The sequence below is a fragment of the Deltaproteobacteria bacterium genome, from assembly GCA_009929795.1.
Taxonomy (GTDB): Bacteria; Desulfobacterota; Desulfovibrionia; order Desulfovibrionales; family Desulfomicrobiaceae; genus RZZR01.
Window position 1 is genome coordinate 1 of the sequence record RZZR01000067.1, and the last position, 14,077, is coordinate 14,077.

Sequence of the window (14,077 nt, forward strand, 5' to 3'; positions counted from 1 at the left end):
CTTCGTTGGAGGGAAGTACCCCGTCGGCGATGAGAAATGCAACGGCCCGGCTGTGATCGGCCACGACCCGCAATGCCGTGTCCGTTTCCTCGTCTTGGCCGTAGGTCACTCCTGCCATCTCGGCCATGGCCTGAATGAGTCCGGCAAACACGTCCGAGTCAAAATTCGAGTACACGCCCTGGCACACGGCCGCGATTCGCTCCAGGCCCATGCCCGTGTCGATGCTTGGCCGGGGCAGCGGAGTCAAGGTTCCTTTCTCGTCCCGATCGTACTGCATGAAGACCAAGTTCCAGACCTCCAGGAACCGGTCGCAGTCACAGGAGCCGATCCCGCAGTTCGGCCCGCAGGACATCTGTTCGCCCTGGTCGATGAGCAGCTCCGAGCACGGTCCGCAGGGACCTGTGTCGCCCATGGACCAAAAATTGTCCTTCTCTCCCAGGCGGTGGATGCGCTCCTCGGGCAGGCCGGCGATCCGTTGCCAAAGACCGTAGGCCTCGTCATCATCCAAGAAGACCGTGGCGTGAAGTCGATCCTTGGGCAGGCCGAGTTCGCCCGTCAGGAAAGTCCATGCCAGCTCCACGGCCCGTTCCTTGAAATAGTCACCGAACGAGAAATTCCCGAGCATCTCGAAGAAGGTGTGGTGTCTGGCCGTGCGGCCGACATTCTCCAAATCGTTGTGCTTGCCGCCCACCCGCAGGCACTTCTGGGCCGTGGTCGCCCGGACATAGGGCCGTCGCTCCTGGCCCAGGAAGACCCGCTTGAACTGAACCATTCCCGCGTTGGTAAATAAGAGCGTCGGATCCTCTCTGGGTACCAAGGAAGAACTGGACACCACCTCGTGGCCGCTGGCCCGGAAAAACTCGAGAAATGCCCTGCGTATCTCGGCTGCCGTCTTCAATGCCCGCACCTCGTCGTTCATGTTCAGAGTTAAGATTGTAAAAGGCTATTCCTCGACGGAATCGCCCAGATCCTCGTTATCGCCCGAAGCCGACGGAGCCTTGGTACCGACCAATCCAAGGTGCTCCATCAGAGCGGCCTCGACCTTGTCCCTGAGCTCCTCGTTTTCCTGAAGGAGGGCCCGGACGTTCTCCTTGCCCTGGCCCAGGCGTTCGGCACCAAAAGCGAACCAGGACCCGCTCTTTTCGATCACCCCGTTGTCTACCCCCATGTCCAGGAGTTCCCCCTCGCGGGAGATACCTGTACCGTAAAGGATATCGAACTGGGCCTCCCGGAAGGGCGGGGCGACCTTGTTCTTGACCACCTTGACCCGTACCCTGTTGCCATAGCTCTCTTCCTTGTCCTTCAGGGTCTGGATTTTGCGGATGTCCAAACGAACCGAGGCATAGAACTTGAGGGCATTTCCGCCGGTGGTCGTCTCCGGGCTGCCGTAACCGGTCATGCCGATCTTCATCCGAATCTGGTTGATGAAGACGATGGACGTTCTGGACTTGTGGATGGTCCCGGTCAATTTGCGCATGGCGTGAGACATGAGCCGGGCCTGGCCGCCAACCTGGGTCTCGCCCATTGTCCCGTCCAGTTCAGCCTGGGGGATGAGAGCCGCCACCGAGTCCACGACCACCACGTCCACGGCCCCAGACCGGACCAGAAGATCGGCAATCTCCAAGGCCTGCTCCCCGTAGTCGGGCTGGGAAACGAGCAGCTCGTCGGTCTTGACCCCGAGGCGTTTGGCGTAGTTCACGTCCAGGGCGTGCTCGGCATCAATGAAGGCCGCCACGCCGCCACGCTTCTGAGCCTCGGCGATGATGTGCAGAGTCAGGGTCGTCTTGCCCGAGGATTCCGGCCCGTAGATCTCCGTGACCCGGCCCCGGGGAATGCCCCCGATGCCCAAGGCCAGATCCAGTGCTATGGAACCTGTGGGGATGCAGGGGATGGCCTGATGGGCCTCGTCGGACAGACGCATCACCGATCCCTGGCCGTACTTCCGTTCGATGGTCGTCAGGGCAGTCTGCAACGCCTCCTGCTTCAACTCTTCCTGGGAAAGAACGCTTTTCCGGGCCATGCTGTCTCCTCGCGCTGCGTGGTTGTCTGAAAACAAGGTGGGAACTATAGCCCAATCACGGTTCTAGGGCAAATGGCGGGATCACAGAGAATTTGCAGGTCAACACCTTGAAAGAACAGGAATTGACCCACACCCAGACCGGCTTCTTCCTCCATATCTTGCGCCGGGAAGTGATGTCCGGTAGTCAGCCCCGCATGAACGACACATACGATGCCCTGGCCCTTTTTTCCGGCGGACTGGATTCCATCCTGGCCGTCCGTCTCGTCAAGGATCAGGGGCTCCGGGTCCTGGGTCTTCACTTTGTCTCGCCGTTCTTCGGACACACCGAAAAAACCGAACAATGGCAGAAAGATTATTGCCTTCCGATCCGGGTCGTTCCGGTTGATCAAGAGTTCGTCGATCTGCTCGTGAACGGGCCGCAGCACGGATTCGGACGGACCTTGAACCCCTGCATCGACTGCAAGGTTCTTCTGCTAAACATCGCCAAAGGTATGATGAAAGAATACGGGGCCTCGTTTCTGATCAGCGGCGAGGTCATCGGCCAGCGCCCCATGTCCCAGCGCCGGGACAGCCTGAACGCCATCACCAGGGATTCCGAAACCCGGAATATCCTGCTTCGCCCTCTGTGCGCCAAGCTTCTGCCCCCCACCCTGGCCGAAGAGCAAGGCCTGATCGACCGCTCCCGCCTTGAGGCCATCTGGGGCCGAGGCCGAAAGGAGCAGCTTCGTCTGGCCGAGGCCATGGGCATCTCCCCCATCCCCACCCCGGCCGGGGGCTGCCTTTTAACCGAACCCGCCGCTTCGGCCCGGTTCTGGCCCATCTTCGCCCGCAAGGCCAAATCCGGACCCGAGGATTTCCATCTCAGCAATTGCGGACGGCAGTTCTGGAAAGGAGAGCGCTGGCTGACCATCGGCCGCAACAAGGCCGACAACGAATGCATGACCGATCTCGTCAGGCCTGACGATTACGTCCTCGCCCTGGCCCACCATCCCGGCCCCTTGGCCGTTGGCCGACCCATGACCGGAGAGGTCTGGACAGAAGAAGATCTGGCCGAGGCCGCGTCCATCATGGCCGGCTACTCGCCCAAGGCCAGAAAATCCCGCCGGGCCGTGGAGGTTTTAGTGGACCGGGACGGACAGAGCCGCTCCCTGACGATCATGCCCGCCGCCACAGGCATTCCCGGATGGGCTCCTCCCCTCTGGAATGAGGAAGCTCTGACCGTCAAGGCCGCCCTGGGAGGCGAATCACAACCAACCAAGGATCATGACGATGACATCGACAACCGAGCATCTTGAGAGCCACACCGTCGTTCTCGGCGGAGGCCCCGGTGGCTACGTTGCAGCTCTGGCCCTGGCCAAGTACGGCAAAAAAGTCGTGCTTGTGGAACGGGACCATCTCGGGGGCACCTGTCTGAACTGGGGCTGCATCCCGACCAAGTGTCTGGCCCACAGCGCCGAGGTGTACAGCCAGATGAAGGACTGCGCGGCTTTGGGCCTGCGGGCCGAGAACCTGTCCTTTTCCCTGCCGGACATCGTGGCCCGCAAGAACGCGGTTGTGGACCGGTTGCGCAAGGGTGTGGCCTTTCTGCTCCGTAAGGCCGGGGTGACCGTGGTTCAGGGCCAGGGCCGCCTGGAGGCCCCGGGCCGGGTCTTCGTGGATGACGACCGGATCGTCGTGACGGCCGAAAACGTAATTCTGGCCACCGGATCCCAGACTTGGACCCCGGACCTTCCCGGTGCGGACCTTCCCGGAGTCATGACCAGCCGACACATGCTGGACCTTGAGACTCTGCCGGGTTCCCTGACCATCCTCGGCGGCGGGGTCATCGGCATGGAATTCGCCTTCATCCTGGCCGCCCTGGGAACCCGGGTCACGGTGATCGAATTCCTACCCTCCATCCTCTCCGGGATCGACCGGGACGCCGTCCGAGAAATCGAGAAAAGCGCCAAAAAGGCCGGCATCAGCATCCTGACTTCGTCCCGGGGCTTGAGGATCGAATCCGTCGGACAGGACCTCCGCCTGATCTTTTCCCGTCAGGATCAGGAAGAGACCGTTGACGCCGAGCGTATTCTGGTGGCCGTGGGCCGCAGGCCCAGCATGGACGGCATCGACGCCGAGGCTCTGGGTCTGGAAATGGATCCGGCCACCAGGGGCGTGCGCGTCGATGAGCGGATGAAGACCAATGTCCCGGGCGTCTACGCCATCGGAGACCTGACCAACATCGTCCAGTTGGCCCACGTGGCCTCCCGGCAGGGAGAGATCGCCGCCGCAAGCATCGCCGGTTCGGACGAGGTCATGGATTACACTGCCGTGCCTTCCTGCATCTTCACCATGCCTGAAGTGGCCGCCGTGGGTCTGACCGAGGACCAGGCCCGGGATCGGGGTCTGGAGGTCAACGTCGGCAAGACCCCGTTCCTGGCCAATGGTCGGGCTCTGACCATGAACGAGACGGCTGGGTTCGCCAAGGTCGTGGCCGAGGCCGGAAGCGGCCGAATTCTCGGGGCCACCATCGTCGGCCCCAGAGCCACGGACCTGGTGGCCGAACCGGCCTTGGCCCTGGCCAACGGGCTCAAGACGGCGGACATCCTCCGGACCATCCATGCTCATCCGACCCTGGCCGAGGCCGTCCATGAGGCCGTTTCCGCCAGCATGAAACGCTGAGGCCGAGTGTGGGACACGTCCTTCTGGCCGTCGCCCCGGTCTTTGCCCTCATCCTGGCCGGTCGGCTCCTGGAACGGATGCGCTTTCCAGGCCCGGGCTTCTGGCCCCTGTCCGAGAGCCTGACCTACTACGTCCTGCTGCCGGCCCTGCTCGTGCGAGGTCTGTCTGGCCGGACCATGTCTCCCGAATACTGGATTCTGGTCTTCAGTCTGGCTCTGGCCGTCCTGGCAATGGCCGTCCTGCTGGTCCTGATTCGGCCCCTTCTCCGACTGTCCGACCCGGCCTTCACTTCGGTCTTCCAGGGAGCCATCCGTCCCAACACATACATCGCCCTGTCTCTGGCCGAGGCCCTGCTCGGCCCAGACTGGATGGCCCTGTCCGCCGCAGCCCTGCTGACCCTCATCCCCCTGGTCAACGTCCTTTCCGTGGCCTGCCTGACCCGTTTCGGTTCCGGCCGTTCCGGCGGCTGGTCGCGGCCTCTACTTGAAATCGCCCGCAACCCTCTCATCCTGGCCAGTGCCGCCGGGATGGTCATGAACGTCATGGGCCTTGGCCTGCCAAGGCTGGCCGACGCCACCCTCGGCATTCTCGGACAAGCGGCCCTGCCCATGGGCCTTTTGGCCGTAGGCGCCGGGCTGCGTCCCGCAGACACCAAGTCCCACGCCACGCCGGCCCTGCTATCGTCCGGCCTGCACCTCCTGGCGCTACCCGTACTGGCCTGGACTGCAACCGGAATTCTCCAGGCCCCGGACGCGATTCAAATGACGGCTATTCTGTTCACGGCGGTGCCTGTATCCGTGTCCTCCTTCATCCTGGCCCGACAGATGGGAGGCGACCACGAGGCTATGGCCGCCATCATCACCACACAGACCATTCTGGCCCTGGGGACCCTGTCTCCGATTCTCTATTTCTTGGAGTGAGAGGCCCCGGAGTGCTCGGCGAGAGAACGATCCCACCTCTCCGGGGCCGGGAAGATCATTGTTCGTTGAATTGGTGGCGGATCGAGAGGGCTTCGTCGAGGTTGTCCAAGAAGGCATCCAAGACCCGGGGGTCGAAGTGGCTTCCCCGGCCCTGGCGCATGATGTCCAAGGACTTCTCCAAAGAAAACGGCTTCTTGTAGGGACGCTCGCTCATAAGGGCGTCGAAGACGTCGGCCACGGCGCAAATCCGCCCGACAAGGGGAATGTCCTCGCCCTTGAGCCCATTGGGGTATCCCGATCCGTCCCATTTCTCGTGATGGGACAGGGCGATGACCCTGGCCAACTGGAGCAGGTCGGAATCGCCTCCATCAAGGATCTTTCCACCGAACTCGGTATGGCGCTTCATGATCACCCATTCCTCCGGCGACAAGGGCCCGGGCTTGAACAGAATCGCGTCCGGCACGCCGATCTTGCCCACGTCGTGCATGGGACTGGCATGAAGCACCGTGTCCACCTCGTACTCGGTCATGCCCATTTTTCTGGCCAGCAGCCCTGAGATGTGGCTCATTCGGTTGATGTGGGAGGCCGTGTCCTCGTCCCGGAACTCGGCCGCCACCGACAAGCGGTTGATGATCTCGATGTGGGCCGTGCGCAGGCGCTTCAATGTATCGTGCAGGGATTTGGTCCTCTCCTCGATCATCTCCTCGAGATGGCGCTGATAAAGCTTGACCACGTCCTGGGAGTCCTTCATCTTCAGCAGGGAATCGGACCGGATGCGTAGCTCGACCAGATCCACGGGCTTGGTCACGTAGTCGTTGGCCCCGGCCTGCACGGCCCGCAACCTGTCCCCCTTTTCGGTCAGGGTGGTGACCATGATCACCGGCACGTCCGGATTGGGGGATTCGGTCCGGATCCACTCCACCAGGGAGAATCCGTCCATGCCCGGCATCATGACATCCGAAAGTACCAGGTCGATGCTCTCGTCAAGAAATTCCTTGGCCTCCTCCCCCGATCCGGCCGTGACCGGCTCGTGTCCCAGCCTGCGGATGAATCCCGACAGCACGGCAAGGTTGAAGTCCTCGTCGTCCACGCACAGTATTCTTCTCTTCCTATCATCATCGTTCATGGTCCGAGCCCCCGGATATGTTGCCTCGCGCTGAGCGGCCCAGCATCTTGGCCGTTGTGTTCCTGAGAATCTCTTTCCCCACCGTCATAGTGAAGGATGCTAGGTCTCCATGAAAAAAATTTCAAGACCCGTTCCCCGATTTGGTCGTCAGGCCTGGGCCTGGTGCTTCTATGACTGGGCTGACTCGGTCTTCGCCACCACGGTCATGGCCGGGTTCTTCCCGATTTTCTTCAAGAATTTTTGGTCGGTCGGAGTCGAGGCCACCACGAGTTCGGCCCGGCTGGGGGTCATAAGTTCTCTGGCATCCCTGGGCATCGGCCTTTTGGGGCCCTTCTTGGGGGCCGCCGCAGACCGCCGGGGGCGGATCAAACCCTACCTGGCCCTCCTGGCCGTTCCGGGCATGATCGCCACGGCCCTTCTGGCCCTCGTCCCCCAGGGAGAGTGGCTGACGGCCGCCTTTTGCTACCTGATCGGCCTGGCCGGGTTCACCGGAGGGTCGGCACTATATGACGCCCTCCTGCCCAAGGTGGCTCCGACCCATCGCCTCGACGCCGTCTCCTCCGCCGGATACGCCCTGGGCTATCTGGCCGGAGGGCTCATGCTGGCCCTGAACGTGGCCATGGTTCTGAAACCCGAGACCTTCGGCTTGGCCGGACCGGAACAGGCTGTGGCCTGGTCCTTCGTTCTGGTGGCCATCTGGTGGGCGGTCTTTTCCCTGCCCCTCTTTTTTCTGGTTCGGGAAACGTCGACCCCAGGTGGAAGCACCATCCCGACTCTGTCCCGCCTGATCCGAACCCTGAAATCCCTGCCCGCGGACCGGCCCTTGTTTCTCTTTCTTCTGGCCTATTGGCTCTACATCGACGGGGTCCACACTTTGATGCGGATGGCCGTAGACTTCGGCTTGTCCATCGGTTTTTCTCCCCAGGACCTGATTTCGGCCCTGCTGCTGGTCCAGTTCGTGGGTCTGCCCGCCTCCCTCCTCTTTGGATACATCGGATCCAAGGTCGGGACCATGACCGGCATCCTCCTGGCCCTGACCATCTATCTGGGCATCAGCGTCTGGGGGGTGTTCATCGACACGAGGCTCGAGTTCTACCTCCTGGCCGCGGCCATCGGTCTAGCCCAAGGAGGAATCCAAGCCCTGAGCCGATCCTGGTTTGCCGCCATCATCCGTCCCGAACAGGCCGGGGAGCTCTTCGGCCTGTTCAATCTCGTCGGTCGGTTCTCCACTGTCCTGGGTCCGGTCCTCATGGGCGGAACCGCTGTTCTGCTCCACGCCTCGGGTCTGGAGGGAGAACTGGCCAGCCGCTTAAGCCTTCTGGTGCTGGCCCTGTTCTTCGTCGGTGGAGGCGTTCTGGCCGTGGCCGCCCAGCGGGCCCGTCAAACGTCCTGAAAGGCTTGGGCCATGAGATGGCGGGAGAGCCCGCCCAGATCGGCCGGGGTGTAGCCCAGCACGGACCGCCAGACCTCGTTGGACTCCATGCACATGTAGAGCTGACGGTCCAAACCTCCTGCCCGGAGTCGGCCGGCCACGAATTCGAGCTGCTCCACCCGCAAGGGTCGGAGCAGACGTTGCTTGCCGTCCAGGCCAGTGATGAATTCGTCGTAGATATAGGTTGAATCGGGAAAATTCTCTTCAATGACCCCTTTCAGGGCCGGCATGAACCGAAATGAACCAAGGCTGACATAGGCGATGTTTTCCGGCCGGAGGTGGTCGAAGATGGCCTCCACCGTCCGGGTGTAGCCCTCACGCCAGCCCGGATGGCGGATGATGGGGTCGAAATGCAGACAGACCCTGAACCCGTTTTGCGCGCAGATTTTCGCCGCAGCCAGCCGCTCTTCCAGACTGGCCCCTCCCAGCTCCTCGGACTGTCTGACCTGGGGAGAGTTCAGGGACCAGGCCGGCAGGACCCGGTCGGGACGGGCCACGGCCTCCATCCAGCTCAGATCGACGATCTTGGACTTAAGCTCCAGGCAGACGTTCTCGTAGGCCCCGAGAAAACCGACCAGATCCCGGCTGTAGCCGGTTAGACACTCCAGGACCAGTGAATCGGTAAACTCTCCGGTTCCCACCCTGAACCGCTTGCGCGGATCGGCTCCAAAGGCTCGGTCCAGCTCAGCGAAAAGGTCTCCCTGATTGGCCCAGACTTTGAGAACTCTGTCTTGAAAATAGGCCTGGAGGATGCAGTAGCTGCAGGCCAGGGGACAATTCTCTCCAATGTGCACAATGCGGTAGCCGCAACAATTGTATTCGCGGGTGCCCGGACAGAAGCGGAGAAAGCGCCCCCGGTACTGTTTGAGATAGAGGATGTCCCCGTTCACTGCCTGGCCCTCAACGTCCAGGAGGTCCTCATGGCGCCTTCCCTCTTCGAGAATCTCCCAGATTAGTCCCGGCAACCGCTTCCGGACCCGGTCGAACATGGCCGTTCCCACGACCGACTCGTCGGCCAAACCCCGGACAATGGACTGGACATGGGCCGGAAGGCCCGGATATCTGTCATCCCCTTCGGTGTCGCCGTTCATCTTTCCCTCCATCACCGTTCCCAAGGCGCTCCTTGCCTCCCCGGGACCTTTACGATACCTGTTTTTGCATGCCTGAACGCCAACCATGCGAGAGATGACATGCTGAACAAACCCAGACTCCTGACCCCCGGACCGACTCCCCTGCCCGAGGAGGTCAGACTTGCCCTGGCCCGGGACATGATCCACCACCGCAAGGCCGACTTCGAGGCCGTCATGGCCGAGGTTCAGACCGGCTTGCGGGAACTCTTCGGCACGGCCCAGCCTGTTCTCGTCCTGTCCGCCTCCGGCACCGGGGCCATGGTCGCCGCCGCGACCAATCTCTTTGCCCCGGGAGAGCGGGTTTTGGTCGTCGAAGGCGGAAAATTCGGAGAGCGCTGGTCCGACATCGCCCTCTCCCACGGGCTCGAAGTCAGCGCCCTGCCCGTGGACTGGGGAAAGCCGGTGGATCTGGAGGACGTCGAGAATTGCCTCGACCGCTGGCCGGACATCCGGGGCGTCCTGGTCCAGGCCTCGGAGACCTCCACCGGAGTTCTCCACCCCATCCGCGAGCTGGCAGCACTGGTCCGTAAAAAGGACATCCTCCTGATCGTGGACGGCATCTCGGCCGTGGGGATTTCCCCCTGCCCCATGGACGAATGGGGTGTGGACTGCCTTCTGACCGGATCACAGAAGGGGCTCATGCTCCCTCCGGGGCTGGCCTTTCTCTCCCTCAGCCCCCGGGCCTGGGAACGGGCCGAGCGGATCAAACCCAAAAATTTCTACTTCAACCTGCTGAACGAACGAAGCAAGCTGGCCAAAAACCAGACCGGGTTCACGTCGTCGATCAATCTGGTCGTGGGACTTCAGGCCTGTCTACGTCTCTTTCAGGATCACGGCCTTCCGGCCATCTACCGCAAGCAATGGGCCCTGACCCGCATGGCCAGGGCCGGGGCCGAGATCATGGGTCTGGATCTTCTGGCTCCGGTCTCCTTCACCTGGGGACTGACCTCTATCCTGCTCCCCCCGGGCATCGACGGCCGCAAGGTTCTGGCTCTCGCCGCCAAAGACTGGAACGTGATCATGGCCGGAGGACAGGACCGTCTCCAGGGCCGCATCGTCCGTCTCGGGCACATGGGACATGTGGACTGGTCCGATGTCCTGGCCGGAGTCCACGCCCTGCATCGATCCATCATGGCCTGCGGCGGGCATTGCGGAGTCATGGACGTTCTGGACCGAACCATGGCCGCCTACGAAACCGCCCTGGCCGAACCCCTGCCCGATACCGGAATTGACCCCAAGACCCGCGAGGCCCTGGGGTATCGCAGCAACATCTGACCTCGGAGGCCATCCGCGGCCCCCATCGACCGGACAACGACATGAGCGACGCCAAGAGCGAAAGCATGCCTTACCTGAATTTCTCGACCTTCGTCATGTCCCTTGTTTCCTCGGGCATGGTCCACCTCGACGAGGTCCCGGACCCGGAAACAGGACAGCGCGGCCTCGACCTTCCCCTGGCCAAACAGACCATCGACCTCTTGACCATGCTTCAGGAAAAAACCAAGGGCAATCTGGACCAGAACGAGGAGCGGCTCCTTCAGGATGTCCTTTTCGAGCTCCGCATGGTGTACGTCCGCAAGAAGGGATAAATCGGAATCGGAATCGGCCTCTTTCCCGGACCGATCTATTTCAGACCCGCGTTCGACCAGTTGAATCGCTTGGGGCAGGTTTCCTTGAGGTAACAGCGGGTGCAGCCGTCCTTGTGCGGATAATAAGTTAGGGTCGAATACTTCCTGTCCACGGTTCCGGTGTCGTGAAGAACAAGACCTGCTTTTTCCACCGTACGTTTGAGAATCTTGGTCGGCACCGGAACAGGGGCACACTTCGTCCTGTCCAGCCGGGGCAAAAAATGACGCAGCCCGCCCATGATCATGGTCTGAGCGACGGCCTCGATCCGAAAGGCCCGGGACTGGGATTCGGCCCACAATGCATCGACCTCCTTCTCCACGTCCTCTTCCAAGTACACAGCCACGTAGCCCTTGTCCCGGCCAAACCTCCAGGCCCGAAGCAAAGGCACCCATCGCTCCCAGAAGGCCGCGGCGTCCAGCACCTCGGCCGTACTGAGCATGGGACTCTGGCACAAAAACGAATAGGTCTCCATGTCCAACTCAGGGACCACATCCACCTGTCTGGCCTCAAGCAATTTCAAGGTCCACCCCCTTGGGCTTTCTTTCTCCGATCAGGGCCAGGGCCCGCTCGGCCAGTGAAGCGAACTCGGGCTTGGAAATCTGGTCGTCGGCCCCCACGGCCTCGCCCTTGTGTCTGAGTTCCTGGGTGATCAGCGAAGAGAAAAGTATCACCGGCATCGCCCGCAGTTCCTGGTGTTCCTTGATCCTTTTGGTCAAACTGTAACCGTCCATCCTGGGCATCTCGATATCCGAAACCAGGATGTCCACCCGCTCGGGCTCTCCTGGGCGACCCGGAGACTCTCCGGTCAAAAACTTCCAAGCCTCCTCCCCGTTGTCCCGAATCACGGTCGAAAAACCGGCCCGTTCCAGGTTCTCCTGGACCATGTGGCGCATGACCCCGGAATCGTCCACCACCAGGGCCCAACGGCCCTCCCCTGGTCTGCCCTCAATCTCCGAAGCCTCGGCTCCGAAATCCGGGTCCAGATCCGAAACCACCTTTTCCAGATCCAGAAGCAGGACAAAGTGGTCCTCAATCCGGGCCATGCCCGTGATGCAGTTGGAGTCCAGCGTGGACACGTACCGACCAGGAGGATTGACCTCCTGCCAGCTCAACCGGTGGATCTGAGTCACTCCGGTGACCAGGAATCCGGTGGTCCGCTGGTTGAACTGGGTCACCAGGATGACCTCGTGCCCGATGGTTTGTCGCTTCAGGGACAGCCAGACACCGAGATCGATGACCGGCAGAACCCGGTCCCGATGCGCCAGAGTTCCCAAGAAGCTCGGATGCCTGGCCGCAGGGCTGGCCTCCAAGTCCGGGCTCTCGATGACCTCCACCACCTTGGCCACGTTGACTCCGAAATATGACGGCTCTCGATCCGAGCCCTCCTCCTGGATGTAGAACTCGATGATTTCCAGTTCGTTGGTGCCGCTTTCGAGCAAGATCTCCTGCCTGGACATGGAAGTACCTCCTTGAATCCGGACGGCCTGTGTTGACGGCCCGTGACCAATGCCTATACTTGATTCTTTTACGAGTTCAAACGAAAAAATTCAGAGCCGGAAACCGAGTACCGGCCTTCGGAGCAATCCATGCCTTTGGATTTCCAGCCGTTCTCTCTGGACGATCAGCAGGCCTACATATCCTTTCTCTCCCGCTGCGGCCAGAAGGCCTCGGACTACAGCTTCGTCAACCTCTGGGGCTGGATGCTCGAATATGGCCTGGAGCGGGCTTTTTTGGACGACTGCGTCCTTGTCCGTCAGACCCGTCCGGACACGATCTTCTGGGCGCCCCTGGGCGACTGGACGACCATAAACTGGGGCCGCGTCCACCGGGCCGTCGAGGGCCGATGCCGGTTCATCCGCGTTCCCGAGGCCCTCAAGGACATCATGGTCGTTCAATGTCACGACATTGAGGTTCTGGAAAACAGGGAACACTGGGATTACCTGTATTCCGTCGAGGAACTGGTGGAACTCAAGGGTAACCGCTTTCACAAGAAAAAAAACCTCCTGAGCCAGTTCCTGCGCCAGGACGATCACCGCTACGTTCGCTTGGACCGGCACAGCGTCGAGCATGCTCTGGGTCTTCAGACCGAATGGATGCTCTGGCGGGGGGGCGAAAGCGACTCCACGCTGGTGGCCGAAAACAAGGCCATCGTCCGGGTCATGCACGACTGGGACCGTCTGGACCGCATCTTCGGGGCCGGCCTGACAGTGGGAGGGCACATGGTGGCATACACCATCGCCGAGCCCCTTGACGAGAATACCGTGGTCATCCATTTCGAGAAGGGCTGTCCCAACGTCAAGGGTGTCTACCAGGCCATAAACTCCCTTTTTCTGGCCAAAGACTGCCAAAAATTCGCCCTGGTCAACCGTGAGCAGGATCTTGGCGACGAGGGTCTGCGCAAGGCCAAGCTGTCCTACAACCCCGTCGGGTTTCTGAAAAAATTCGAAATCCGCATGGCCTGACACCCACGATGCGCTGTATCTGCGGAATCGTTTCGATCCTTTTTCCGCTCCTACTTGTCGGCCAGGCATTGGCCTCGGTCTCGACTTCGGTCCAAGGCGACGACTCGTCGATCTCTCCCGAGACTCCCCTGGCCGGATATCTGACCCGAAGCGAACTCGACGCCTATCGGTTCCGAATCTTCGAGTCCGAAGAACTCGATTCCTTCTTGCCTTGGACCCTGCCAGGAGTCTCGGTCCCTGAACCAACACCCCAAATGCCGAGAGAGCCACGATTCGGGCTGAGGATATCCAGGGATGAACTCTCCGATGCCTTCACTGACCGTGATCTGATCGAACCCGACCTGGACCGGGCCATCGAAGACCTGAAGGAAATGCGTTTCAAGGACGCCTTTCGGGACGCCGGAGGCCGGGTCGAGTTCTGGCTGAAACTCTGGGAGTTCTGATTCAAATCCCTCGTATTGACATCGACTCCGCCTCCATTTAGGAGGACTGACTTCGGTTGCCGAGGCAACCCACGACCCGGAGAGGTGGCCGAGCTGGCTGAAGGCGCTCGCCTGCTAAGCGGGTATGGGGCTTAAAACTCCATCGAGGGTTCAAATCCCTCCCTCTCCGCCAAAATTCAAAGGCTCCCAAGCTTTCAGCTTCGGGAGCCTTTTTTTGTTTCGTTTCGGCTCAGAACACAGGCCGAAACCGGTTCATT

General features: G+C 61.3%; 14 protein-coding genes and 1 tRNA gene. 9 read left to right on the plus strand and 6 right to left on the minus strand.

Annotated features, from left to right (window positions below):
- The coding region (locus EOM25_08605; GenBank protein ID NCC25244.1) for an alanine--tRNA ligase at nucleotides 1-898 on the minus strand (898 nt) is incomplete at its 3' end.
- Nucleotides 899-943: 45 nt separating this feature from the next.
- On the minus strand, nucleotides 944-2,020 hold the full coding sequence (gene recA, locus EOM25_08610; GenBank protein ID NCC25245.1) for a recombinase RecA: 1,077 nt from the start codon (nucleotides 2,018-2,020) through the stop codon (nucleotides 944-946).
- Nucleotides 2,021-2,214: 194 nt separating this feature from the next.
- Here recA and EOM25_08615 point away from each other — a divergent pair, with 194 nt between their 5' ends.
- Genes EOM25_08615 through EOM25_08625 form a run of 3 tightly spaced genes read left to right on the plus strand, consistent with a single transcriptional unit; the run spans nucleotide 2,215 to nucleotide 5,601 of the window.
- Nucleotides 2,215-3,315, plus strand: a complete 1,101-nt coding sequence (locus tag EOM25_08615; protein NCC25246.1) for a DUF814 domain-containing protein — start codon at nucleotides 2,215-2,217, stop codon at nucleotides 3,313-3,315.
- A complete protein-coding gene (lpdA, locus tag EOM25_08620) occupies nucleotides 3,284-4,681 on the plus strand; it encodes a dihydrolipoyl dehydrogenase (protein NCC25247.1) in 1,398 nt (465 codons plus the stop codon). The genes EOM25_08615 and lpdA overlap by 32 nt, the downstream gene beginning before the upstream one ends.
- 8 nt (nucleotides 4,682-4,689) lie before the next feature.
- Entirely contained in the window at nucleotides 4,690-5,601 is a 912-nt protein-coding gene (locus tag EOM25_08625) for an AEC family transporter (protein NCC25248.1), read from the plus strand.
- 55 nt (nucleotides 5,602-5,656) lie between these two features.
- Here EOM25_08625 and EOM25_08630 read toward each other — a convergent pair whose 3' ends face one another.
- Nucleotides 5,657-6,727: a response regulator gene (locus EOM25_08630; GenBank protein NCC25249.1), complete on the minus strand. Its 1,071-nt coding sequence runs from the start codon at nucleotides 6,725-6,727 to the stop codon at nucleotides 5,657-5,659.
- A 109-nt stretch (nucleotides 6,728-6,836) separates the two neighbouring features.
- Between EOM25_08630 and EOM25_08635 the strand changes: the two genes are divergently transcribed.
- Nucleotides 6,837-8,120 (plus strand): MFS transporter, encoded by a 1,284-nt coding sequence (locus tag EOM25_08635; protein ID NCC25250.1) that lies wholly within the window; start codon nucleotides 6,837-6,839, stop codon nucleotides 8,118-8,120.
- Here EOM25_08635 and EOM25_08640 read toward each other — a convergent pair.
- Nucleotides 8,108-9,250 carry a radical SAM protein gene (locus EOM25_08640; GenBank protein ID NCC25251.1) on the minus strand — a complete coding sequence of 381 codons (1,143 nt, stop codon included), beginning with the start codon at nucleotides 9,248-9,250 and terminating at the stop codon, nucleotides 8,108-8,110. The two genes, EOM25_08635 and EOM25_08640, sit on opposite strands and share 13 nt — an antisense overlap.
- A 99-nt stretch (nucleotides 9,251-9,349) precedes the next feature.
- Here EOM25_08640 and EOM25_08645 point away from each other — a divergent pair, with 99 nt between their 5' ends.
- Both EOM25_08645 and EOM25_08650 read left to right on the plus strand, forming a co-directional pair.
- The gene (locus EOM25_08645; GenBank protein ID NCC25252.1) at nucleotides 9,350-10,564 is read left to right on the plus strand and encodes an alanine--glyoxylate aminotransferase family protein; all 1,215 of its coding nucleotides are present in this window, start codon (nucleotides 9,350-9,352) and stop codon (nucleotides 10,562-10,564) included.
- Between the two features lie 41 nt (nucleotides 10,565-10,605).
- Complete coding sequence (locus EOM25_08650) at nucleotides 10,606-10,875, plus strand: DUF1844 domain-containing protein (protein ID NCC25253.1); 270 nt, start codon at nucleotides 10,606-10,608, stop codon at nucleotides 10,873-10,875.
- Between the two features lie 35 nt (nucleotides 10,876-10,910).
- Here EOM25_08650 and EOM25_08655 read toward each other — a convergent pair whose 3' ends face one another.
- Nucleotides 10,911-11,435, minus strand: coding sequence for a hypothetical protein (locus EOM25_08655; protein NCC25254.1), 525 nt, complete (start codon nucleotides 11,433-11,435; stop codon nucleotides 10,911-10,913).
- Nucleotides 11,422-12,372, minus strand: a complete 951-nt coding sequence (locus tag EOM25_08660; GenBank protein ID NCC25255.1) for a chemotaxis signal transduction protein CheV — start codon at nucleotides 12,370-12,372, stop codon at nucleotides 11,422-11,424. The genes EOM25_08655 and EOM25_08660 overlap by 14 nt, the downstream gene beginning before the upstream one ends.
- Before the next feature lie 129 nt (nucleotides 12,373-12,501).
- On the opposite strand from EOM25_08660, the gene EOM25_08665 reads away from it, so the two are divergent.
- The 3 genes from EOM25_08665 to EOM25_08675 all read left to right on the plus strand — a co-directional run bounded on the left by EOM25_08665 (nucleotide 12,502) and on the right by EOM25_08675 (nucleotide 13,992).
- Nucleotides 12,502-13,377 carry a DUF2156 domain-containing protein gene (locus tag EOM25_08665; protein NCC25256.1) on the plus strand — a complete coding sequence of 292 codons (876 nt, stop codon included), beginning with the start codon at nucleotides 12,502-12,504 and terminating at the stop codon, nucleotides 13,375-13,377.
- Between the two features lie 8 nt (nucleotides 13,378-13,385).
- Nucleotides 13,386-13,820 (plus strand): hypothetical protein, encoded by a 435-nt coding sequence (locus tag EOM25_08670; protein NCC25257.1) that lies wholly within the window; start codon nucleotides 13,386-13,388, stop codon nucleotides 13,818-13,820.
- Between the two features lie 78 nt (nucleotides 13,821-13,898).
- A tRNA-Ser gene (locus tag EOM25_08675) sits at nucleotides 13,899-13,992 on the plus strand.
- Nucleotides 13,993-14,077: the final 85 nt, after the last annotated feature.